Origin of the sequence: Oceanobacillus limi (genome assembly GCF_900111445.1) — a bacterium.
GTDB lineage: Bacteria > Bacillota > Bacilli > Bacillales > Amphibacillaceae > Ornithinibacillus > Ornithinibacillus limi.
Map to the genome: position 1 here is coordinate 36,928 of NZ_FOHE01000022.1, position 22,963 is coordinate 59,890.

The 22,963-nt window shown below is 34.9% G+C and carries 32 protein-coding genes; 7 read left to right on the forward strand and 25 right to left on the reverse strand.

The genetic code is table 11. The features are described 5' to 3' along the window. Positions 1–264: 264 nt before the first annotated feature. The 13 genes from BMX40_RS17115 to BMX40_RS17170 form a co-directional block, all read right to left on the reverse strand. The gene (locus BMX40_RS17115) at positions 265–792 is read right to left on the reverse strand and encodes a GrpB family protein (protein WP_090872222.1); all 528 of its coding nucleotides are present in this window, start codon (positions 790–792) and stop codon (positions 265–267) included. 9 nt (positions 793–801) lie between these two features. Beyond that, complete coding sequence (locus BMX40_RS17120; RefSeq protein ID WP_090872224.1) at positions 802–1,251, reverse strand: DUF4181 domain-containing protein; 450 nt, start codon at positions 1,249–1,251, stop codon at positions 802–804. 107 nt (positions 1,252–1,358) lie between these two features. Further along, the gene (locus BMX40_RS17125) at positions 1,359–1,823 is read right to left on the reverse strand and encodes a DUF2691 family protein (protein ID WP_090872226.1); all 465 of its coding nucleotides are present in this window, start codon (positions 1,821–1,823) and stop codon (positions 1,359–1,361) included. A 31-nt stretch (positions 1,824–1,854) separates the two neighbouring features. Next, positions 1,855–2,250, reverse strand: a complete 396-nt coding sequence (locus BMX40_RS17130) for an ATP-binding protein (RefSeq protein ID WP_170840837.1) — start codon at positions 2,248–2,250, stop codon at positions 1,855–1,857. Between the two features lie 127 nt (positions 2,251–2,377). After that, positions 2,378–2,839, reverse strand: a complete 462-nt coding sequence (locus BMX40_RS17135) for a hypothetical protein (protein ID WP_090872230.1) — start codon at positions 2,837–2,839, stop codon at positions 2,378–2,380. A gap of 119 nt (positions 2,840–2,958) precedes the next feature. Then, a complete protein-coding gene (locus BMX40_RS20830; protein ID WP_280139689.1) occupies positions 2,959–3,090 on the reverse strand; it encodes a hypothetical protein in 132 nt (43 codons plus the stop codon). Positions 3,091–3,112: 22 nt separating this feature from the next. Then, complete coding sequence (locus tag BMX40_RS17140; protein ID WP_090872232.1) at positions 3,113–3,859, reverse strand: class I SAM-dependent methyltransferase; 747 nt, start codon at positions 3,857–3,859, stop codon at positions 3,113–3,115. 20 nt (positions 3,860–3,879) lie between these two features. Further along, the gene (locus BMX40_RS17145; RefSeq protein ID WP_090872234.1) at positions 3,880–4,389 is read right to left on the reverse strand and encodes a GNAT family N-acetyltransferase; all 510 of its coding nucleotides are present in this window, start codon (positions 4,387–4,389) and stop codon (positions 3,880–3,882) included. 225 nt (positions 4,390–4,614) lie between these two features. Continuing rightward, positions 4,615–5,031, reverse strand: a complete 417-nt coding sequence (locus tag BMX40_RS17150) for a VOC family protein (protein ID WP_090872236.1) — start codon at positions 5,029–5,031, stop codon at positions 4,615–4,617. Between the two features lie 420 nt (positions 5,032–5,451). Beyond that, complete coding sequence (locus tag BMX40_RS20835) at positions 5,452–5,583, reverse strand: hypothetical protein (protein WP_280139690.1); 132 nt, start codon at positions 5,581–5,583, stop codon at positions 5,452–5,454. Positions 5,584–5,808: 225 nt separating this feature from the next. Further along, positions 5,809–6,528 (reverse strand): nucleotidyltransferase domain-containing protein, encoded by a 720-nt coding sequence (locus BMX40_RS17160; protein ID WP_090872239.1) that lies wholly within the window; start codon positions 6,526–6,528, stop codon positions 5,809–5,811. 62 nt (positions 6,529–6,590) lie between these two features. After that, on the reverse strand, positions 6,591–6,992 hold the full coding sequence (locus BMX40_RS17165) for a cytidine deaminase (protein ID WP_090872241.1): 402 nt from the start codon (positions 6,990–6,992) through the stop codon (positions 6,591–6,593). Positions 6,993–7,126: 134 nt separating this feature from the next. Beyond that, on the reverse strand, positions 7,127–7,594 hold the full coding sequence (locus BMX40_RS17170; RefSeq protein ID WP_090872243.1) for a VanZ family protein: 468 nt from the start codon (positions 7,592–7,594) through the stop codon (positions 7,127–7,129). Between the two features lie 284 nt (positions 7,595–7,878). Here BMX40_RS17170 and BMX40_RS17175 point away from each other — a divergent pair, with 284 nt between their 5' ends. Continuing rightward, a complete protein-coding gene (locus tag BMX40_RS17175; protein ID WP_090872245.1) occupies positions 7,879–8,727 on the forward strand; it encodes an MBL fold metallo-hydrolase in 849 nt (282 codons plus the stop codon). Positions 8,728–8,942: 215 nt separating this feature from the next. On the opposite strand, the gene BMX40_RS17180 is transcribed toward BMX40_RS17175, so the two are convergent. Continuing rightward, positions 8,943–9,779, reverse strand: coding sequence for an aminoglycoside adenylyltransferase domain-containing protein (locus BMX40_RS17180; protein ID WP_090872247.1), 837 nt, complete (start codon positions 9,777–9,779; stop codon positions 8,943–8,945). Between the two features lie 96 nt (positions 9,780–9,875). Continuing rightward, a complete protein-coding gene (locus BMX40_RS17185) occupies positions 9,876–10,622 on the reverse strand; it encodes a phosphotransferase family protein (RefSeq protein ID WP_090872249.1) in 747 nt (248 codons plus the stop codon). A 106-nt stretch (positions 10,623–10,728) separates the two neighbouring features. Between BMX40_RS17185 and BMX40_RS17190 the strand changes: the two genes are divergently transcribed. Next, complete coding sequence (locus BMX40_RS17190) at positions 10,729–11,211, forward strand: CBO0543 family protein (protein WP_090872251.1); 483 nt, start codon at positions 10,729–10,731, stop codon at positions 11,209–11,211. A 2-nt stretch (positions 11,212–11,213) separates the two neighbouring features. Continuing rightward, the gene (locus BMX40_RS17195) at positions 11,214–11,702 is read left to right on the forward strand and encodes a CBO0543 family protein (RefSeq protein WP_090872253.1); all 489 of its coding nucleotides are present in this window, start codon (positions 11,214–11,216) and stop codon (positions 11,700–11,702) included. Positions 11,703–11,730: 28 nt separating this feature from the next. On the opposite strand, the gene BMX40_RS17200 is transcribed toward BMX40_RS17195, so the two are convergent. The 8 genes from BMX40_RS17200 to BMX40_RS17235 form a co-directional block, all read right to left on the reverse strand. Then, positions 11,731–12,564 carry an alpha/beta fold hydrolase gene (locus BMX40_RS17200; protein WP_090872255.1) on the reverse strand — a complete coding sequence of 278 codons (834 nt, stop codon included), beginning with the start codon at positions 12,562–12,564 and terminating at the stop codon, positions 11,731–11,733. Between the two features lie 92 nt (positions 12,565–12,656). Further along, positions 12,657–13,115: a hypothetical protein gene (locus BMX40_RS17205; protein ID WP_090872257.1), complete on the reverse strand. Its 459-nt coding sequence runs from the start codon at positions 13,113–13,115 to the stop codon at positions 12,657–12,659. A gap of 205 nt (positions 13,116–13,320) precedes the next feature. After that, positions 13,321–14,181: an LCP family glycopolymer transferase gene (locus BMX40_RS17210; protein ID WP_170840838.1), complete on the reverse strand. Its 861-nt coding sequence runs from the start codon at positions 14,179–14,181 to the stop codon at positions 13,321–13,323. Continuing rightward, on the reverse strand, positions 14,174–14,698 hold the full coding sequence (locus BMX40_RS17215; protein WP_090872261.1) for a sigma-70 family RNA polymerase sigma factor: 525 nt from the start codon (positions 14,696–14,698) through the stop codon (positions 14,174–14,176). Before BMX40_RS17215 ends, BMX40_RS17210 begins: the two co-directional genes overlap by 8 nt. 218 nt (positions 14,699–14,916) lie before the next feature. After that, the gene (locus tag BMX40_RS17220; RefSeq protein WP_090872263.1) at positions 14,917–15,618 is read right to left on the reverse strand and encodes a hypothetical protein; all 702 of its coding nucleotides are present in this window, start codon (positions 15,616–15,618) and stop codon (positions 14,917–14,919) included. A 4-nt stretch (positions 15,619–15,622) separates the two neighbouring features. Next, positions 15,623–16,477 (reverse strand): ABC transporter ATP-binding protein, encoded by an 855-nt coding sequence (locus BMX40_RS17225; protein WP_090872266.1) that lies wholly within the window; start codon positions 16,475–16,477, stop codon positions 15,623–15,625. Between the two features lie 2 nt (positions 16,478–16,479). After that, positions 16,480–16,845 carry a GntR family transcriptional regulator gene (locus BMX40_RS17230; RefSeq protein ID WP_090872268.1) on the reverse strand — a complete coding sequence of 122 codons (366 nt, stop codon included), beginning with the start codon at positions 16,843–16,845 and terminating at the stop codon, positions 16,480–16,482. A gap of 168 nt (positions 16,846–17,013) precedes the next feature. After that, positions 17,014–17,883 (reverse strand): ComEC/Rec2 family competence protein, encoded by an 870-nt coding sequence (locus BMX40_RS17235; RefSeq protein ID WP_244513648.1) that lies wholly within the window; start codon positions 17,881–17,883, stop codon positions 17,014–17,016. A gap of 161 nt (positions 17,884–18,044) precedes the next feature. Here BMX40_RS17235 and BMX40_RS17240 point away from each other — a divergent pair, with 161 nt between their 5' ends. The 4 genes from BMX40_RS17240 to BMX40_RS17255 all read left to right on the forward strand — a co-directional run bounded on the left by BMX40_RS17240 (position 18,045) and on the right by BMX40_RS17255 (position 20,092). Beyond that, on the forward strand, positions 18,045–18,407 hold the full coding sequence (locus BMX40_RS17240; RefSeq protein WP_090872270.1) for a hypothetical protein: 363 nt from the start codon (positions 18,045–18,047) through the stop codon (positions 18,405–18,407). A 106-nt stretch (positions 18,408–18,513) separates the two neighbouring features. Continuing rightward, the gene (locus tag BMX40_RS17245; RefSeq protein WP_090872271.1) at positions 18,514–18,954 is read left to right on the forward strand and encodes a PH domain-containing protein; all 441 of its coding nucleotides are present in this window, start codon (positions 18,514–18,516) and stop codon (positions 18,952–18,954) included. A gap of 37 nt (positions 18,955–18,991) precedes the next feature. Then, entirely contained in the window at positions 18,992–19,480 is a 489-nt protein-coding gene (locus BMX40_RS17250) for a DUF4825 domain-containing protein (protein WP_090872273.1), read from the forward strand. Between the two features lie 105 nt (positions 19,481–19,585). After that, positions 19,586–20,092 carry a CBO0543 family protein gene (locus BMX40_RS17255; RefSeq protein ID WP_090872275.1) on the forward strand — a complete coding sequence of 169 codons (507 nt, stop codon included), beginning with the start codon at positions 19,586–19,588 and terminating at the stop codon, positions 20,090–20,092. Positions 20,093–20,155: 63 nt separating this feature from the next. Here the strand turns inward: BMX40_RS17255 and BMX40_RS17260 are convergent, their stop codons facing one another. Both BMX40_RS17260 and BMX40_RS20965 read right to left on the reverse strand, forming a co-directional pair. Next, complete coding sequence (locus tag BMX40_RS17260; protein ID WP_090872277.1) at positions 20,156–22,288, reverse strand: ATP-dependent Clp protease ATP-binding subunit; 2,133 nt, start codon at positions 22,286–22,288, stop codon at positions 20,156–20,158. A 500-nt stretch (positions 22,289–22,788) separates the two neighbouring features. After that, positions 22,789–22,962 carry an IS3 family transposase gene (locus BMX40_RS20965; RefSeq protein ID WP_425287868.1) on the reverse strand — a complete coding sequence of 58 codons (174 nt, stop codon included), beginning with the start codon at positions 22,960–22,962 and terminating at the stop codon, positions 22,789–22,791. Between the last annotated feature and the right edge of the window lies 1 nt (position 22,963).

The following is a 22,963-nucleotide window of genomic DNA, read 5'->3' on the forward strand; positions in this document are numbered from 1 at the left end:
TATCAACGTTCAACAAACAGTTATCAACGTTCAGCAACCAGTTATCAACGTTCAGCAACCCGGTATCAACGTTCGGCAACCAGTTATCAACGTTCAACAACCAGTTATCAACGTTCACCAACTAGTTATCAACGTTCACCAACTAGTTATCAACGTTCACCAACTAGTTATCAACAGTCACCAACCCGGTATCAACGTTCAGCACCCCAGTATCAACGTTCGGCACCGGGTTATCATTGTTTGCCGCTATGTAGTAACCGACCTTCACTCTTCACTTTCAATTTCCCTCCACGCTTGCTCGATAACCATTCTAATAAACGGTTCTTTCCTCTTTGTATATGTTGATCTATCCTCTTTATGTTCCGTTGCCAGCGTCCTTTTTAATATGGCATATTGTTCTGCAATGTCAGGGTGCTGTCGAAGGTAGTCACGAAATAAGATTTTCTCCAGCCACTCATCGCTATTAAACTCGCAAACATGAAGGTGAGAGGTTCCCTGTCCCCATAACCCTTTTCTGAAAAACCTCCTATCCTTGAATTCTACTTTTGGGACATGTTCATAATCTACTTCTGCTAAGGTATCAAAAAAAGTTGGAACTTCATTTAAGTCTTTTACTCCAACCATAATATCAATGATCGGTTTAGCTTCTAACCCGTTTATCGAAGTACTACCGATATGTTCAATGCTAATAATCTTATCTTTAAGGGCATGAACAATTCTACTTTTTTCATATTCAAATTTTGCTTCCCAATTCGGATCAAATGCACAAAGGTTAACAATTGGCTTTGTCATAAGAATCACCTACAACAAATCTATTTCAAACAATCCAAAGAAATCGGTCGTAAACATACAGTACGCCGCTACTACTACAAATATTAATTCACTAATGGTAAACAGGTAGTCGTTCTCGTTTTTAACATATTTCCACTCCATATAAGCCCGAACCAATTCAGAGATTGTGAGAAATACGAACGATAAAAACCAAACCTCTAAATACCACACGGTTTCCATTGGATCTCTTGTGATCGTATAAAAATACGAAAAGATGATCGAAATGATAAATATAGACCGTATCGTCCAATCAATTTTTTTATGTTTATCATTTAAATGATTGTAGGAAAATAGCTTCTTCTTTTTCACATTTAGAATCTTTCTCATGATTGAATTGAAAATGTATACCAATAATAAAAATCCACCTAATAACAAAAACAATTTTAACCAAAACTCACTATCTGGACCAAAACCATACACATAAAGCCCTCCCCATCCATTTTCCAACTATTTCCTAATCCAATAATAACATAATTTTCAGAATCACAGACCAAACAAAAAAGATCGATTATTATCCGATCCCTTTTTCAAAAAGCTTGTAATGTTGTCTGTTTATCATTTTCTTCTGTTGTAAATTCAATATTTTCATAACCAGCCGCTTGTGCATTCGCATATAGCTGCTGGATCATCTTTTGGTCTTTCGCATAAATGGACACGTAGGAAGAATCAACTACTAGCAACACAAATTGACAGTTGCTAGTTACAAATTCCTGATATGTTGTAATTTCACTTACATCCGATTCATGTGGAAATGCTTTTAAATCGGCAAATATTAAATAATACGCCTCGGATGAGACTTTCTGTTTAAGCTTTTCCCCATCTAAAATTGCAGTAGTTGGAAATAGTAATTTTTCCGAAAGGTCATTTCCATCCATGATATAAGACTCCACACCTTGCACATACCAAACAAAGCGCGAAAAGTCCATTTCCCCTAAAATATCATATAAAAATTTTCCGTACGTATTTGGAATTTCAAAGGATAGCCCTCTCACACTTTCCCTCCTTAAAATCTCTAAAACGAAGTTAATGACTTTCTACTTTCACAGCCACGATGGTAACCCCTTCGTTTGGTTTCGTCGTAATTGAAAAAACATCCATGTATTTATTACTCAGTTGAAGACCTCGCCCTAATCCAGCTGTGTCAATGTCCATGTTACCTTCTAAAATAGCTGTAACATTTTCGATTCCTTTTCCCTTATCCGATGCAGTTATATGTAATTCATGACCTTGAATAAAACAAGTAAAAGTTCCTTCTACCCCGGCATGCTTTACAATATTATTCGTTAATTCGGAAACACAAACCAATATCTGCTGCTCCTCAAATGTCGTGAAGTTCATGTTATTTATAAGGTCTTTCGTATAGCTGATTGCCAATAAAACATCCTTTTTACTAGCGATTTTAGTAATGTATTTATCCATTTTCATGTTGTCATGTACCTGCTGTCCTATAATATAAATTTATTATATTCAGTTTGGTACATATAGTAAAGTTCTTTTTTTACAAAAAACGCTCAACGAAGGGGCTCATCCCATTTTCCACCTATACTTATGACGGTTCGCCACTTCTTACTAAGTAAGTGACTCCTTCATTACTTGATACACGGAATTGTAAGTTATTATCTTCATGAAGTGATGAGGGTTTAAAGGATATCCCAAATCCGTTATTAGAGGGATAACCATACACATAGCAAACTACTTTTCCATCCTTCATAAATACGATTTGATTCATTCCTTCATTCACCGTTTCACTGATGCTATCCCATTTATAACCAACTTGTTCATAGATTTCTTCTTTAGGTGTGTATGGGTCAAAAGAATACACAACATCCCATTCAAAAGGTGTTATATTTTTTAAATCGACAGTTTCAACGGATTCATCGATTGCTACGATTTCCTGCTTTAATAAACGAGCATTTTCATCCCACACATCTTTATCCAATATATTAATTAGAACAATAATCACTGGTAAGGAAATGATCAGCAAAACAAAGAACTTTATTTTCTTCATATACAGCCCTCCCCCTTCCGTCTAGATTTTTCCTATCAAATGCTTGTAGCTTATGCGTAGAAAAAGACTTTAACTTTGACGAAATACATATTCGTTCGTCATGGTCCACAAATCCGAACCTATTTATCTTTTATATCCTCCAATAACGAAATGACCTTTTCATTTTGTTCAATAATCTTTTGGTTTTGACTTCGTAATTTCGCAAAATCAAATAAGAAAACAATTAAGATAATTAACACTATAATTTCCATGTTTAATTCACACCTATCTGTTTTATTTTTTCGCTTTTATGGTAAATTCCCAAGGGGTATTTTCACCATCCCAACCACGGTGTTCATCAAATCGTTCGATTGTGAAACCTGCTGCTATAACAGAATTAATGATTTCACTAAGTGTAAATGACCTAATCAATACATTTGGGAAATCTTGTTGCTCCTGCTTGTCAAAGTAAGGTTTGAACGCCAAATCACCGTTCCGTAGATCTTGGTCAAAATAATTGGGGATAAACGTACCGTCAGATTGGATACATCTTTTTATAGGATGAAAATCGCTCAAAATCATTGTTCCTTTTTCCTTAACGATGGAAAAAAGGATGGACGTAAAACGATCCAAATCATGAAAGTAATGTAAAATCCCGCCTTCAAGATAAAGCATGTCAAAACGATTTGCATACTTATTCACGTCAAGATCATAAATATCACTGACAATATAATGAATGGATGTATTGGCATAATTAGCTAACTCTAAAGCATACCGCTTATTTTCCTCCGAAATATCGAACACCGTTACGTCGGCACCTAATAAAGACAGTGGAACAGCCTTTCTTCCGTTGGAACCACAAAGGTTAGCAATCTTTAATCCTTCTATGCCCTGAAAATAGTCTTTGTGCTTCTTTAAACTAGCGATAGGATTTTCTGCAATTTTTCTTGCTTTCTCTTTAGGCGATCCATCTCTTCTATTCCAAAATTCATACGCACGATATTCCCACGCTATTTTGTTGGTCCTGCTTTGATCATTCATGCCTTCCCCCCTCGTTACTTTTAAGATTGGAAAACAAATATCGGTCCATTCCAGCTTTCGTTTTGTATGACTACTTCCGTATAATTGCTTCCAGTATATTCTCGAATGATTCTATTCCAGAATTCATATGCAGGTTTATTCGAGATCGTTTGTTTCACTTCCCAAAAGGAGCCGGCAAACTGTTGAAATAACAAAAATGCAACTTGTTTCCCTATTCCTTTACGTCTATATTTCCGCATCATAAAGAAGTCACTTATGACGATTGTTTTCTCTGCACTACTGAGCTTCGTAAATTCGTTAGGGACATCGAGAATTAGTAGTACGAAGCCTGCAATCTCCCCATCCACCTTTACAATAAATGGCCGGCGGTAATCATCGGTCCATTGATGGTCCAAATACTTATATGGATAGAGACCATGCCGATTTACTACATGATCATCAAACTCGCTGCTGTCATAACGATATAATTGAATTAAATTACTTAAAATGGATCTATCCTCATATGGAATTGTTGTTACAGTAATATCCATGTTTTTCTCCCTCAAATTAAATGGATTTGTTTTTTAGGAGCTAAATTCAATAAAAAAAGGATCGAGTCATTCTTGATCCCTATTTATCCCATGCTATGTGTACGGTGATCTAGCCACAAGAAAACATGACTTAAACCGTATTTATGCCATTGATAAAATGCGTATTAATTCGCAATATCTCTATTAATGAAGCCCTCTAGTCAATTTTCTCATTTCCATCTCTACTTATTTAGAAATAAAAAATTTCTCCTTAAAGCTTGGACTTAATTCACTCCATACATCAAATTTATTACCATCTAAATCAGAGAAGACAAAGTTTCTCCCTGCATGGCCTCTATTCTCAATTTCACCTACATAAATCTCTTTGTCTATGAAATCCTTATGTGTTCTTTCTAAAGCATCCAAACCATTTACTTCAAACGTTAAAGAAAATCGCTCCTCATCATATACATCTACAAAATTGGAGGTTTGGTTTTCCTTAGATTTCACAAGAAAAACACTCTGATTGGCAAGGTCTAAAATCGCTTTATCTTGATCTTGATAGTTTAACTTAGCCCCCAACTTATTGACATACCATTCAGCAGAACGTTCTACATTTACAACTGGAATATAAGTCGTTCCAACCCTAATTAGCTCACTCATTTCTCTCGTCTCCTCAGTTTGATTTATGATACTTCCATTTTATCACAAACCTGTAATAAATAATAAAATATTCTGAATTAGGATGTTAGAAGTTACATCTTCTAATACTTTGGTACTTCTATAATTCTACTGTTTTAACTCAATAAGCCCTAAATTACTTTCACTTCTTTTTAATATTTAGGTTTATTACAATCTTAGCAATTCCCATTGCCATAAAACCATTAAGTAAAGCAAATAAAGAAATTATTGGATTAACATTACTAGTGAAAAACATCATTATCAATGTGATTATGCTAAATAGGGCAAATAAAGAACCTAATATGTACAAAAAGAAACCGATAAACAAAATATACACCACCAATTACATATTTTAAGAAGCACCCTTTCGTTGAAAGATAACACTTCACAAACAATAAGTCTTTACACTTCTTGAACGATAACATATTTCCCTGTCCACATTTGCGTCCCTGCAATCAGTGTCTCATCATCCTTTTTGAAATAGTAGCCACTGCCTTCTTGTTTTTGAATTACCCACGCATTTTTGTTAATCATATTCTTTATATTTCATATGCTTTTATTGAACACAACTAAACCCGAAGTAACTACCAACACACCAATGATTATTAGCCTTTTATTCACATAATCCCTCCCTTTAGTTTGACAAAGTTCCCATAAAATAGGTGTCACATACCATTTCTTGTTAAACTACTCTTCCCGTTAATAGATCAAAGAGCAGAATTCTGTCTTCAACTATTGTCCACATTTGTTTAATAGCAGTTATTTCTTACCTAAAGAAAAACCATCGAATAATGGTCCTCCATAGGGTTTCAAAATTTCATCAACTAAATTAATTACTTTACCTTTTGCACCACTTCTATAAAAAATATCAAACGCTTCAACAAATTGTTCCGCAAATTTTGTATCGTGTTCTCTTAATGAACGTACTATCCACTTTGAAGCACCAATCCACTTATTATTAGTTCTTAATACAAACTCACTGACAAGTTCTGCGAGTGTATTAGCAATGAAAATTCCTTCTGCTCTATTATTACAACCAACAAAATCATCAAGAGTGTCCGTAATAAAGTATCGCTTCGTATTTATTACCTCAGTTGACCACTTTTCTGGACCTTTAGATAGTAATTCTTTTGCTTCACTTTTGACAGAGTCAATTCCCCCATTATCTTTGAGTATTATTCCTTCTGATACCATTCGAGGCAGTGATGGTCTGGCTCGTTTAAAATCACTTACAAAATAATCTCGATAAGAATTAAGGTTATGTGCAAACACTTCTATTGGCCAACCATACACAAATACTGACTCCCTATAAGAAGATATATATGTTTTATCAAATACTACTATATCAAGGTCTGATGTTTTTGTTGCTTCGCCCCGAACAACACTTCCTGCTAATAAAGCTCCATCGCAATATGGAAAATAATTATCAATAAATTTCTGTGCAGCTTTAACTGGTTCTAATCTGTTAAGGTTTCCCATTATAATCCCTCTTTTTGATATATCTTATTAAACATTGGCACCCATTACTTTAATATTTAAGATTAATCTTCATAGGCTTTATACCAATGAAATGGCTGTATTTCTTGTAAAGTTTTAAATTCCAATTTACCATTTGGATTAGTTACAGCAGCTTTTACATTTTCTCCCCAGTAAAATAATCTCTCTTGACATACACCACAAGGAGTTAAAACGAAAAATTCAGAATTCTCATCCTCTCTAACAACACAAATAGTATGAGTGACCTTAGTATTTAGTTTATGTGCTTCTAGAATTGCGCCAGTTTCAATACATAATTCAGTCGAAGCATTGATAACGTCTGGTGCTACACTGGTTAAGATTTGCCCTTCTTCCGTATACATTGCTGCGGCTCCTCCCCAACCTGAAGGATACCTCTTTTCTATCAGATCTATTGCTACTTGATAGAGTTCTTGTTTGGTGCCCATTTCCTTTCCCTCCTATTTTTTCAAATAATGATATCTGAACAGAATTTAGCTTCTTGCACTAAACTGCCCCTTTACTTTAACAAGCAAAAGCCTCCTTGAAGATAAATCCCCTTCAATTAAATAAGGTATAATTATTATTTTTGTATTCTATGAACAACTTTTGTTCTCCAAATCCCATAGCCAATTAATGCACCAATCATATTAAGTATGAAATCATCAATGTCAAAACTTCCTCTTCTTGTAACTAATTGTATTGTTTCAATAAATAATAAAACTATTATCATTAAGATAGTGAATGTCTGCAATTTATTTCCTTTGTTTATGAAAAATGGTAGATATATACCCATTGGTAAAAACAAAAACAAATTACCGAATAAGTTTTTTATTGGAATATCCACATTCATACTACCATCAATAATTGCTTGAATATATGTACTTATTGTTTTAAATGGAACGAAATTGGAATTGAACCTTATTGTTTCTAACAGTGAAAGGTCAGTAGACCATGTGCCACCAACCCTTCCTAAAAACAATATCATTACCATTAAAAATAAATAAAATATAAAACTAATACTAAAAATAACGTTAATTTCCTTTTTCATTTTCGCCCTCTTTTCATTCCTAAACTATTAGCTGAATTTAGTTGAACTGGTACTCTATCTACTATTATAAATAAAGTTCGTACAGCAAACGATAGAAAATCGTAATAAACCCAACTAATATTCCGAAATTTCCTAATCTACAGTTTGGATTATGTTATACTTTTCCTTAGCAATACAAGGAGGTAAAAGTCCGATGGTAAAAAAATAATAAGAGAAAATCTTATATTACTAACATGTAGATTTTCTCTTTCATTGAATGAATAGATAGAAGAAAGGAAAATAACATGTTAAATAAATTAAGTGATACTATTTATTATTTATCAAATCAAGATGATAGAGAAAGACCAACATTAGGACTGGTAAGTGGGGAACAATATAGTCTAATCATAGATTCTGGTAATTCTCCTCGGCACGCTAAGGACTTTTTACTAGAAATCGAAAACCTAAATGTACCACCAGTAAAATATGTTGTTATTACCCATGCACATTGGGATCATTTCCTAGGAATGAATGAATTTGATGCAACAGTTATCGTTAATCGTCAAACAAACGAAATAATGAAGGAATGGCAATGTTTGTCCTATGACGATCATTCACTACAAAAGTACGTGACTGCTAATCAGATGAATGCAATGTGTATGGAGATTATACAAACGGATATACCAAACAGAGACAGTTTTAAGTTAAAATCTCCGGATGTCATCTTTGAGAATACATTAACGATTGATTTAGGCAATAAAATTTGCATTCTAGAACGTATCAAAAGTACGCATACAGATGACTCTACTATCATTTATATTCCTGATGAAAAAGTTATTTTTTTAGGTGATTGTGCATATGGTACAACCACAAATTCTTTATTTCATTACAAGCAATCCCTGTTATTGCCTATGATTAAAGACATTCAAAAATATGATGCAGAAATGTTCCTACTTGGTCATGAATCTATATGTGATTTAAATGAAATGGATATATATTGGGAAGAGTTAACAACAGCAAGTCAAGTTGTAAGGTCTACTTCACTAGAAAATGCGATAGAGTCCTTTAAGGTAGAAACTAAAAGGGATCCTAATGATAATGAGTTATTTTTCATAAAAGCATTTGTTAATGACCAAATGATTCAGTCACTATGATTCTATAGAAATTAATTAGAAACAATAGCCGTCTCATTAGATGAGGTGGCTATTTAAATTAGTTGATCCTATAGGCAACCTTATTTTTCCATTCGTTTTTAGAAAGGATAAAATTTTCATGCTATTGACCTTCCATTTCGACACTTTTAGTTTAGCAGGAATCCAGATTTCAGATTTTTTGTAGAGCTCCCACTAATAATGACAGCATCCTCCCCTTATACCCCTTCTATTTCCGAAAAATGAACATTACAATAGCGAATCAATTCCTCAGCAAACGATATGGTAGATTTAATTCGCTCTTGATCCGAATCAAATCGTCTTAACTTTTCGCCTTTGCGAATATGGATCGCTTCTCGGATAATAGGATGCCACACATTAGGCATATGCAATAAACCATATTCTCCTGCAGCTGATTTAGAAATAATATCGCTTTCCTTTAATGTATAAAATTGGCGCAATAAACCAAGAACAATCCATTCGATCTCCGTATCGATTTGCTCGGTTGGCAATTGACATAGGTTTTCAATCGTTCGACTCGCTTCCTGGATCCTAGTTGCCCAATAGTCATTCATGTTCTTTCTTACATAGCTCGTTAACTCACTCGAATCAACCTCTAGCTCAAACGTATTTGGTGCAGGTCCTATGATATTAATTCCCTTATGTTTAAAGGTCCACCACGTGACTGGGTTAAAATTAAAATAATCTCCTATATGTAAACTGCCATCATTGTAAAATAGATATTTCTCGGTAAAATCCTCTTTCGTTTTGTAGCATTTTCCTACATCTTCTCGAACAATATATACTCCGTCCATTTCTGGGTGGGGATATTTTTCAGCGATTTTCAGGTGGATGGATTCTAAGGTTGCAAAATCCTCCTTTGTATATGGACGGCTGGTTATCGTAATAAAATCAATATCACTTGAATTTTCCACGTAAGCATCCAAAGCGATCGAACCATGAACATATACACCTTGGACCGTGCCTGGTAAATATTCATTTAATAGATTGATATAATCCCGTAGAACGGTATGAATAATTCGTGGAATCTGCATAAATCATCCCTCCCTTTCATTCTTTCTCAGACAAATAGACCTTTTTCAAACTATCACTAGCTAAAGAACGCGAATAAACGAAAGTATTTAAGTAAATCACGAAACGTAACGGTTGATGATTGCTAGCAATCGGTTGGAGTCTTCAGTTGAAACATTTTCTGATAACCTTGCAGCTGCTATTATAGGAGCCCATTGAAAAATTTCTTCCTGTTTTAAACCACTCTTCTCACAATATAGCTGTATATACATATCCGCTAAGTCACTTGAATACTGAGAATAAAGCAAATAGGTCCGATAGACATCGGCACGTAAATCTCCCGCACTAGCATCCACCCAATCAATAATCTTTACTTGTTGATCTGTCATAATCAGATTGAATAAATGAAAATCTCCGTGGCAAAGTCTGTTTTCAAATTTCATCGATCCCAGTAATTGGAGTAATTTTGTCCTACGTTTGTCATTTAATAGAGGAGCAGCTTCGATTTGTCGCCTTAATTTTTCAGACATAGGTTCCAACGAGTCCGCAACAACCTGGTGAATTTTTCGTTGGACATCGATGGATATACGCAAATAGTGTTCCGCAAGCTCCTTCTTTTCACTGAGAAGCTCACCTAACGTTCTACCTTCCATATACTCCATAATAATTACTTGTTTTTCTTCTATCTTAGTCACATCAATTACTTTAGGAACGGGAAGTCCAGAGGTATAAGCAACATGTTGCTTAGTTGCTTCATAAGAAGATTCCGTTTCTGGTAGGTAATCATTAAACAGTTTTATGATCTTGTTTTCATAAAGATAAATTTTAGCTGTGTTTCCAATTGCTATTGGTTCACCTAAATCCATTTGTTTTTCCCCTTTGTGTTTTCTGAAGTAAATATCTACCTTCTATTCCTATAAAAAATGGATAAACTTCCCTTCAACCAACCATAATAAAACTGAGGTGATGTCGTTGAATTTCGATTATTATGTAATGATCCTATTTTGGATTGTCATACCTATTATCCTTTGGAAAGTAATTCCTAGAAGTAGAATTCGAGAAGCAATTGCAGCATTATTAGTTTTCCAAATGCTAACTTGGCTATTTAGCATTGGACTAACATATGCAGGATTGCTTTACTCACCGATACGATTTTTTGAAGAAGCGACAACGATTAATTTTACAATGGAATACTTACTGTTTCCTTCCGTTGCCGTTCTGTTTTATCTGAAATTTCCTCAGAACGCTAATTTCACAAGAAGAATGGTCCATTATTTATTTTGGGTCGGAGTAATTCTATCCATCATGATCTTGTTAGGAACGTTTACAAATCTCATGGTAGTCAGATTGGATCATCTCATAAGAAGCTTCTTTAACTTTCTTATAGAACTATGGATTTGTCGTCACTATGTATTATGGGTAACGGAACAATTTGAGACGAAAAGGGTTTCGTAACGATGAATATGGAACATATGATTTTATACATTGTCTATGCCTGTACGTTCATATCATTAGCATATATACCCAAGAACAAGTGGAGAGAAGCAAGTATTGCCTACTTTTTTCAACAATGCACCACTTGGTTCCTCGGTTTATTAACGGTCGAATTAGATCTATTAGAATACCCTGTTAGAGAGTTTGCTAACATTAATGAAACGAGCTTTTTATTTGAATTTCTTTTTTACCCAATTGTCGGTAGTTTCTTTTGTATCTATTATCCACGAAATAAATCGATGGGCAAAAAGATCCTGTATACAAGTGCTTTTTGTACAAGTTTAACGATACCTGAAGTAATTGTTGAGTCCTACACAAACTTAATTAACTACCTTAAATGGGAATGGTATATTACATGGCTATCCTTATATATCACCTTAAAGATATTATGGATTTTCTATAAATGGTTCTTTCAATTAAATGAAAAACCTTCTCCCAAAGCTAGGGATTAGTTTCCTAGCTTTACTTCATGTGGAAAGCTTATAATGTACTGTTTACAAATTCCTGAAATTGCCCCTCTTCCTCTAGAAAAGGATTATGATTGCTTTGTTCAAATATAGTCAAGGCAGCATTTGGAATTAACTCGGCAATTTCTACTCCAAATTTCATTGGGCATTGTGCATCATACCTCCCAGTGTAAATATAACTTGGTAGTGCTACACTTCTTAATGCTTCCCTTACGTCATATTTAGGATATTCTACTTTTCTAAAATAGTTGAGTCGCGCTCCCACTGTCTTTCCACTATTGGGTTTTTGTAGCGCAGCTTTTAATTTGTCTTCTGAGTGAAAAGACATTAAATCCCATTCATACCCTAGTTTCTTTCTTGTTTCGATTGGAGTATTCGGATCATCCAGCAGCTCCATGATTTCAACGATACGCTTAAACTTTGGGTTTTGATGACAATATATGCTACTTGGATCTGTACTGTATTCATAGCTAGCTGCTGCTCCCCCAGCAATAATCTTCGTTAAAGAGGAAGGTCTATGAATAGCATATTTCAGAGCTAACATGCCACCTGTTGAATGGCCGGCAAATCCCCATTTTTCAAGCGAAAGTGCTTCTCGAATAGCCTCTAGATCATTTACAGCTTCATCCATACTATAATCACTGTCCGTTTTCGCCTTATCTGAATTACCAGCGCCTTTTAGATTAATAAGATATACTCGATAATTGTCCGTAAATGGATTCGCAAATGCATTTCCACGTTCATCAAAAGCACTATAGTGATGCGTAACAGCTAAAGGTTCCCCATTTCCTTTTTCAAAAACTTCAAAAGTTCCCCTACTGGTGTTAATAAATTGTTTCGTCCACATAGAATCCTCCTCGAATAAATGTTTATATTGATAATTTTATACTATTTCCACCTATTAGTATAAGAAAATTCTGAACCAATTAGGTCCAAAAATCATAATAGCTTTTTTACATAGCTAGGATCTGCACCAAACCATGTTTGCGTGTCATTGTTTGCATGACATAGCTCTATCCAACAAACGCCAAAGGTAATCGTCCGATCTTTTGTTGTCTCGTACATTTCATATTCAAGTCCATTTCGTAAATACCTCCCACCAAATCCCGCTTCTGCGTCAAATGCTCTGTCAATACCAATGGTAAGCTTCACGTTATCGCGATAAAATGAGACCGCTTCTAAACTTTCCCCACTTTCCACTTCCCCTTTTCCTAAGAATGAAGGTATTAGACACCTTATGGTTTGAGGTTTGCAATTTTCCTTGCATTTCAATTGAATCATATACCTTCCATTGACGTCTGGAGATAGCTTTTTCATTGGGGCAAACTTTACAGCATCATAATTAATTTCCTCATCATTAAGGGTCAGCACAATATTTCCGAGCGGTGTTTCTAACATATCTATTCAACCTTCCTTCTCAACAATGCAGCTAGAATGTACAAAAAACGTCGAAAGTTTCTTAGCTATGATTCTTCCTTTCAGTAGAGTGTACGAACAAGCAACTAAAATAGTTCCATTAAAAACCCGCACAATTTAATTGCTTAATTGTGCGGGAACCTTCTACATAGTTCAGCTTAAATAACCTTTAGACGCATAATAGAAATCAATTCTCATGGATGGTTAAATGTTCGTTCAACATTTTTGAAGTCTCTTCTAAAATGCTTTCATTAATATCAACATAGTATATATCGTCTATATATTTATCGTTGATCCCTTCTCCTAAATCTACCACTTCCATGGAAATTGCGTTGTCTAAACTGAACTGTTCCAAAACTTCATTCGGTATATTTGTTTGTTGACTATTTATTAGATCTTTCAGTTCAGAAAATGAAAGTGCTTCTTTTAAATAGCTAGCTAGCTCCGATTCTCTAACGGTTACTTTACTATCCCCCCGAGTCATTCCGACTACCTCCATCAGCTTTTCTTCTGGTATTAAGGAATAGTAGTCGATTGGAATAGTAAACAGATTCGATACCGTATTGACAACAGTCTTTGGATCAGCATTTAATGCCAATGCATGAGTCAGTTTATCTTCTGTTACCCTTTCTCCCTCCGAATCTATAATTTCAACATAAGCGTCTCTAGGGATTGGAACAAGTTTAATACTTTGTTCCACACTATTATAAGTAAGTAATACTTGAATACTAGTACGATTGCTCGTTCCGTCTTGTCCCATCAATAATAATGAAAATGTCATACCTTCTGATTTTGTTGCTTGTGGTTGATCCGAATTTCCTCTATTAAAATCATCTCCAGTAAACAAGGTTGGCAACAGTACGATAGCTAGCAATACTACCATTAACGTACCTAATATGGGGTATGCAAAACGCATTGTTGATTTACGCGGGTTCTCTCGTTTAAGTTGATTCATTCTGATCTTATGCAGTGTTTTTGAACGATCTTCTTTGGTAAACTCTAAATCTTCATCTTCCAGATAAGTAAACATATCCTTCTCATTATCCATATACATTTGCCTCCTCCATGATTATTTTTAGTTTTTGTTTCGCTCTTCTTAACCTTGTTTTAACCGTATTTACCTTTAATTCCGTAACCTCAGCAATTTCAGTAATCGATAGAGATTTATAATAATAGAGATAAATCACTTCTCTATAGTGATTTGGTAGCGAAAAGATAAACTCTTTTACTTCTTTATTCTCTGAATTTTTTATTACCTTATCTTCTGTAGATGGTAAAACAGATGCCATTGCACTATCGAAAACTTCTTTAACTTGAACTTTTCGATAGTGCCAACTTCTTAAATAATCTTTACATTCATTTATAGTGATTCGGTATAGCCAAGTTTTTAAAGAAGCATCATAGCGAAAGTTATCTAAGTTCTCATAACACTTAATAAATGTATTCTGAACCATGTCTTTGGCAGTTTCTTTATCTTTTACGTAATGAAACGCTAGTCTAACTAAGTCACTTCCATGTTCTATCATAAGATTTTCTAATACGTTTTCTTTGGTAGTAAATTCCACGGTTTCCCTCCTTTCAACTAATAATTATTATCTAGTAGTTATTTCTGGCTATTTGACGACAGCCAAATGAAAATAGTTTCACGTTTATTTAATTTAAAGATCGGCATTCTAAAACGTTTTAAACAGCATAGGAGAGTTTCTCCTCTTCCTATCTGGCAAATAAAAAAGCATCACATACAAGATAACCCATATCCCATACGTAATGCCTTTCTTTTAACCTATTTTACTTTAACAATGGTAATCCTTCGTACCAATACAAATGTTAATAGATAACCAAGAATTCCAACAGCTAACACTTGCAGGAAGAATAAAATGTCCACATCTGCAAAGAGATTGACGATAAACTCAACTGCCCAACCCTGTGCAATTCCGAGTAACAAAGCTACAACCAGTAAAGCTGTCACAGATCCTGCACCAACCATACCAAATTTATAGAATAATAATCCCAGTACAAATGTAAACACGAGTAGGAAAAACATTACAGACGTATCAATAACTACCCGATTTAGCCATGTATCTTCCATAAATTGAGCTGGATGTAATAAATGAAATGTATGAATTCCAGCAGTTTCTTTAAATAAATAGGTAACTAAATGAAGCGTATTGGATACAAGAGCTTTGACAAGCGCGATTAGAAAAAAGAACACGCCAATGCTTATAAAGATGTTTTTCCGTGTTGCACCCATTTTTAAAGAGAATGGAATACCTTCCTTCACCGTAATAAATCCTAGAAAAATACAATAAAAGTACGTAGCAAATGGAAATCCAAATGCCATCATCCCATCATCCACTCCCAATAAAAAGTAGGAGAAGGAAAGCGAAACTACTAAAATTCCAAATAGTATGGACCAAAATATCATAAGTGAATAACGAATATCCGTCATGTAAAAGTATAATAAACCTCTAATTTGTCTCCCCATTTGATTACGCCCCTTTCCTTTCTGTTAAATAAATCATTAGATCTTGAATCGGTACTCCTTCTACCTGTAAGCCATGTGCAACAGCATCTTGTTTATCCCCAGACACATACGCTGTCATCATTCCAGCTAGTTGCTTACTCTCAATAACATCCTTATCGCTAATAAAAGCTTCCACTTCGTCCGTTGTACCGGATACAGCATACGTATTGTTCCGTAAAAAGTCCGCTTCTTCTTTTAGTACAAGCTCTCCTTCTTGAAAGATTAATACTTCTTCAAATAGTAAGCTTACTTCATCAATAAGATGCGTGGATAGGATAATCGTTCTTTTTTCTGCTTCGTATTCTTCCAACAATATCTCATAGAACTTTTTCCTAGCAGCTGCATCTAATCCAATATATGGTTCATCAAAAATGGTGATCGGTGCTTTACTAGCTAATCCAACCGTTATGCCCAACGCCGACTCCATCCCTTTGGAAAGCGTCTTTATTCTCGCATTCGGATTTAAATTGTATTCTTCCACAAGTTCCTTCGCCAACTCCTCATCCCAGGTTGGATAGAAGTATTGAAAGATTTGAAGCACATTCTTTACCTTTAAATCTTTTTTAAAATTATTTCCCTCTTTAACAAGGCAAATGGATTCGTTGATTTTTTGATTATCGAACGGCTTTTCCCCATCAATATAAATCTGACCCTTTGTAGCTAGAATTTGCCCAGCTAAAATTTCCATAAAAGTGGTTTTTCCTGCCCCATTTCTCCCTAATAAGCCATATATCTTTGGCTCTTCCAATTGAAAAGAAATATTTTTTAACGCATCTACTTCCTTATATTTTTTGGATAAGTCTCTTACGTCAATCTTCATTTCTATTTCTCCTCCCTCTTAACCATCTCAATCAGTTCTTCCGAGTCGATCTGCAATTTTGTTGCTTCCGCTTTTAACGGTTGAATAAAATTCTCATAGAACAATTTTTTTCGTTTTTCAATTAAGATTCCCTTTGCATTTTCCGTTACAAACATGCCAACACCCCTTCGTTTAAAAAGAATTTCGTCTGCTACGAGTTCATTAATCCCTTTTGCCGCAGTTGCAGGGTTAATTTTATAATGGGTAGCAAACTCATTGGTTGAAGGTACCCTCTCACCAGGCTTTATAACATCATTCATGATGGAGTCCTCTATATGTTCTTTGATCTGAAGGAATATCGGTCTGTTATCATCCAGTGCGTTTTTCATTTGATCACCTTCGTTAATTGGTTAGTTACTTATGTAATTAACCATACAACTATTTAAGTGTGAAGTCAACAATATTTCAAAAAAAATTTGCCCAATTATTTTACCCATTAAAAATATGAAGATAATGCGCCCCAGTCCGCAATACCTTCATTTTCTATGTTTGTTTTGTTAGCTTACTTTTTCTTTAATATTATCCAGTGGACTTTTTTCTGGATAAATATAATAGTTCTCCCCCTCTGTTCGAATAACAATATCCCCGAAAACAGCAGTCGAATAAATATGTGCATTGATATCATATAAGTTTTCAATGACACGATTAACGGGATGCCCATAATCATTCGTTCTACTGTAGGTTAAAAGAGCTACTTGTGGATTTACTTCCTTCAAAAATTCAAGGGAACTACTCGTTTTTGATCCATGATGGGCAACCTTTATTATTTCGGACTGCACATCGTATTTTTCGATCAACTTCTTCTCTTGCTCTTTTTCTATGTCACTAAGTAAAAGAAAATCAATCTCATCGTAGCTGATTTTTAACGCAAGCGAAGATTCATTATTGTTTTTTCCCTTTTTATAGGCATTTAAAATCGTAATATCAATTAGGGGATCAATTTTTATTTTTTCGTTCTCCTTCGCAATTTTCATTGGTATTTTTTCTTTACGAATTTGATTCAAGTAACGTGCATAGGTCTGTGTTGTATGTAGCTTACCTGAATCGATTATTTTGGTTGTATCGATGTCCTTCATCACTCGTGGAAGCCCCCCGATATGATCCTTATCTGGATGTGTTGCAATCATAAGGTCAATGTCTTTTATCCCCTGTTCTTCTAAATATTTGACTATTTTTTTGCCGGCTTTAGGAGGTCCCCCATCAACCAATATATGCTGGCCGTTTGGTGTTTGTATGAATATACTGTCGCCTTGTCCAACATTGATGAAATGAACAGACATCTCATCAAATTTTTGATCGGTACTTGTCATTCCCGTTAGAAGAAATAGTGCTACACATGATGCTATAATCCGCTTCATTATTCGCATGAATAACATCCTTTAATTAATAAAATCGTGCTTCGTTAGTTTGTCACGGATAAAAGAAATTATGAATGAAAAAAGGAAACGTGCGAAAATTATTAAAACTCCAAATTTCATGTTAGAATAAAAGACAATAGAATTTAGAAGCGGTACAAGGAGGCTAATGGATGAAAGGAACACGTAAAACAATAGCTTCATTTTTCCTTTTGTTTTTACTATTTGCTTGTTCAAGTGAAAAGGATGATTTTGGAAAACACTACCCTGAGCTACTACCAGGTGATCATAGTAATTTTTCAATACTTACTATAGGAGAAGAAGTCACGAGGGATATGTTGTACGATCATGATATCAACGACGTTTCTCCAATCATATACTATTCTTCCATGGAACACGTGGAAAACTCACTCCCACAATTGGAACTGGAAAAGTCACCAGCATTTGTTGTCTTTGACGAAAATGGATTCGTAGCAAAAGCCAACCATTTTGAAGGCTTGGTGGAGATTTTACAAGAACAGGCCGATAGCGATTAAACTCTTAAAGGGAGGAAAATATAGGAGGAAGAAAAGGAAACTATTTGGTATGAACTACCGTATGGTTATGTAATAACATGAAAAACATAATAAAGGAGGTCCTCCGATGATATTCCGATCGAAAGTCGACAATACTTTTAAGATTCTTATTTATATTTTCGTAATCCTTTTTGGCATTATTTCATTTTCACCTCTTTTGTTGTTTGATAATCCAAGCAGCTTTGATATCATCACTTTAGTTTTGCTTTTTGTTGTTTCGACTGGTTTATTATTTTGGACTACTCATTTTATTAGGTACATATTTTTTCAAGATCATTTGTACGTAAAAGCCGGTCTCTTTCGGAGTAAAATTAAATATAACGAAATCACTAAAATAACAAAGACGAAAAATTTCTTTACTGGATATCGCCTAATGGCAGCAACCGATGGAATTCAAATTTATTATAAATCAGCATTATTAGGCAGCATAAAAATATCTCCAGATGACTTAGAATCCTTTATTTCTGAAATCAAAAAACGTTGTCCAAACGTCAAGATAAACCTATAATCCAACAACCTTGTACAGAAAGAGGGTATTTCACAAAATGAAGCATATAACAGGATACAATATTAATTTATTTTTGCTATTCCTTATCCTTAGTGCATGCAACTCAAATACCAATGAAGAGGATCTATTTCAATATAAAGGTTCAACCATTGGAGATAATAGTGCCGTAGTAAATATTATTCAACAGCTAAAGCATCAAGAAGATTTTAAAGACGTGGCTCTAGCGACAAACACGGAACCCTACGGTATGACGATACACTATGACAGTTTGAAAGAAAGCGCAACAATTAAAGAAATGCAAGATACAGCCATTTTTAATGCTACCTTTCTGTTCATTTTAATCCATAATGCTGACTGGGTTACATTTGATTTCGGCGAACAGGAATATACAATAAATAAAAATGAACTCCAAGATTGGTATCAAGATGATTTAACTGAATTTGAAGACGAAGAAACCGTAATAAAACACATGGAAGCACAGATAAAAGAGAAAAGTAACGTTGATAAATTGCTGAATGATCAATAGCAAAAGTTAAATCATAGCATTAGTATTCCTTTGATTACGTATTACGAACCATAATTTCTAGCACTTTGGAAATTATAATAGTAAATACGTAAAAGGAATGTTGTTATGTACATACTGATAAACTTTTTATATATTTTTGCAGGTTATAAATGGGGAGATTGGAGAAATTGGAAAACGTATTATCCTACCATACTTTTCTTTATTATTGGTGACTTCTTATATAACTTCCTCCTCTACCAAAAACCAATGTGGCTATTCCATGACGTTATCCTCCCCAACCATACAACGATCACCGTCTTGGCAATGGTTGTATCCTATTCCGCAACTGTTTTAATTTACTTAGGTAGATTTCCTGTCAGTTGGAAAAATCGGTTCTTGTGGTTTTTGCTATGGACGGGAGTGTATTTATTACTTGAATTTATAAACAATTCTCTTGGATTTATTACTTATCATAATGATTGGAATTTTTGGTGGTCTGTTTTATTCACTGGTATCATATTTTTCATCTTACCAATTCACCATAAAAAGCCATTATTAGCTTGGCTACTATCCATCATCATTATTTTATCTTTGTTAATGATCTTTGATGTTAGAATTGATGATATGAAGTAATATACTTTCATATAGAAAAAACCGCTGGACTCCATACCATTCCAGCGGTTTCCATCATTTATATTAAGCTTTTTCAACAATAATCTCTTCATCCACTTTTGAAACATGAACTGCTTTAAGAGATTCGTTGTCTAATAATAAATCGGTTAGTTGATCCTCGATTTTATCTTGGATCACGCGACGTAATGGTCTTGCACCAAAGCGTGAATCATAACCCAAACGGACAAGTTCACGTTTTGCTTCTTCTGTGATGGTAATTTCAATATCACTTTCTTCCATTGTTTCTTGTAATTCCTGAAGCATTAGATCAACTATTTCGATAAGGTTATCTTCTTTCAATTCATTGAAGTTAATAATTGAATCAAAGCGGTTTAAGAATTCTGGTTTAAAGTAGTCGCTTAAGCTTTCTAATTGAGAAACAGACTCATGCTCTGAATTAAAACCAACATTAACTTGTTTAACACCAGTTCCCGCATTACTTGTCATGATAATAACTGTATCCTTGAAGCTTACGGTTCTACCGTGAGAATCGGTTAATTGACCATCCTCCATAATTTGTAGGAACATATTTTGAACATCTGGATGAGCTTTTTCGATTTCGTCTAATAAAATAATCGAGTATGGGTTACGACGAACTCGCTCAGTCAGCTGACCTGCTTCTTCATGTCCTACATATCCTGGTGGTGAACCGATAATTTTAGACACGGCGTGTTTTTCCATATACTCACTCATGTCTAGACGAATCAACGTGTCTCGTGACCCAAACAATTCTTCAGCAAGTGCTTTGGTTAACTCTGTTTTACCGACACCTGTTGGACCAACAAATAGGAATGATCCAATTGGACGGTATTTGGATTTTAGTCCAGCACGGCTACGGCGAATTGCTTTTGCAACTTTGGATACTGCCTCATCTTGACCAATTACTTTCTTACCAAGATTTTTAGCTAAGTTTTTCATTTTTTCTTGTTCATCTGCTTGAAGTTTTGTTACAGGGATTCCTGTTTTTTCTTCCACAATTAGTTGAATGTCCGTGATGTCTACATCAATAACTTGCTCTTCACCTTTTGCTTTATCTAATTGCTTTTGCAATTGGATTTCTTGATAGCGAAGGTTTGCAGCACGCTCGTAATCTTCTTTTTCGGCTGCAGCTTCTTTTTCTTGAATAATTTCTTGTAGCTTATTCTCGATGGAATTCGAATCCTTCTCGGCATTTGCTAAGTTCAAGCGAGAACCCACTTCATCCATTAAGTCAATCGCTTTATCTGGTAGATGGCGATCTTGGATATAACGTTCTGATAGTGTAACAAAGGAACGTATCGCTTCGTCTGAATAACGAACCTCATGGAATTTTTCATAACGATCCTTAATCCCATTTAAAATCTCAACAGCCGATTCAACATCTGGTTCGTGCACCATGATTGGCTGGAAACGACGTTCTAAAGCAGCATCTTTTTCAATTTTACGATACTCCTTTAATGTAGTTGCCCCAATTATTTGCATCTCTCCACGGGCAAGGGCAGGCTTTAAGATATTTCCTGCATCCATTTGTGAGTTTTCCGCTGTTCCAGCACCAACTAATAAATGAATTTCATCAACAAATAAAATAACATCTTTACGAGATTGAACCTCTTCAATTAGCTTTTTCATTCGCTCTTCAAATTGTCCACGAACGCCTGTGTTTGCTACTAATGAGGCAACATCTAATAGGTAAACCTCTTTATTCATTAGCTTAGCAGGTACTTTCCCTTCTGCGATATTCAGTGCTAATCCTTCTGCAATTGCTGTTTTACCAACACCAGGCTCACCGATAAGTACCGGATTGTTTTTATTACGTCTATTTAATGTCTCAATGACACGCTTCACTTCTCGATCACGGCCAATAACTGGATCAATTTGGCCAGTTCTAGCGGCGTGCGTAATATTTTTTCCTAATTGATCAATTAGGCCATTACCTTTATTTCCCTTTTGCTTGGTTCTAGTTGTTGCTTGACTAGATCCATTTCCTTGGAAGCTTGCAAATCCATCTTCCGCATTTCCGTTAAAAAATGGATTCTGGAACATATTGTTTGAATTCATCATTTGATCTTGGATTTCACGGAAACATGAATTACAGAGGTGCATCTGTGTTCTTTCATGGTTCATTTGCATTTGCATATTAATATTCGCTTCGTTTACACCACATTGTTGACATTTCATTTTCCATTCCTCCTATTATTAATCTATATCAATTTCTCAGTTTTTGACTTTGACTATCTTTGACTTTCTAAGTTCATTATACTCTGACCTTTTTTGACTTTCAAGAGTTTTGTTTGATTTTTTTAGGCTTTCGTTCATGCGTAATTTTGTATATTATGTGGCGTCACAGTAACTTGATTTCCCCTGCGGGCAATCGCTTTCCAAGGTTAGGCACAGCTTCAAGGAAGGGAATTGAAGAAATGAGGTTTCACCTCGTTTTTGATGTGGATCGTGGTTCCGTTAATAGACAAAAACACCTCCCAAACGAGGAGGATGAGGATCCTCTGGACCTCTGTCAAGAAAGTGGACACCTAAATAACGAAACGGTGTTAATCTTGTCTTAACTTTTTCTAATTGTAGATGACACCGTGGATGGGTCAAGCCCAAACCGCTTGACCCATCCACGGAATCATCTGGCTAGTCGCTAAGTTAGACAAGCCACCAACATGTCAATCCTCCACTTATGCAGAAATCACCTCATCAAATTTTTCTGCATACTCAATTGGAGATAAATAATCTATTGATCCGTGAATTCTTTTGCGGTTATAAAAAAACTCAATATAACGATAGATTTCAGTGTACGCCTGTTTTTTCGTTTGAAACCGGCGACCTTGTATCAACTCTTTTTTTAATATA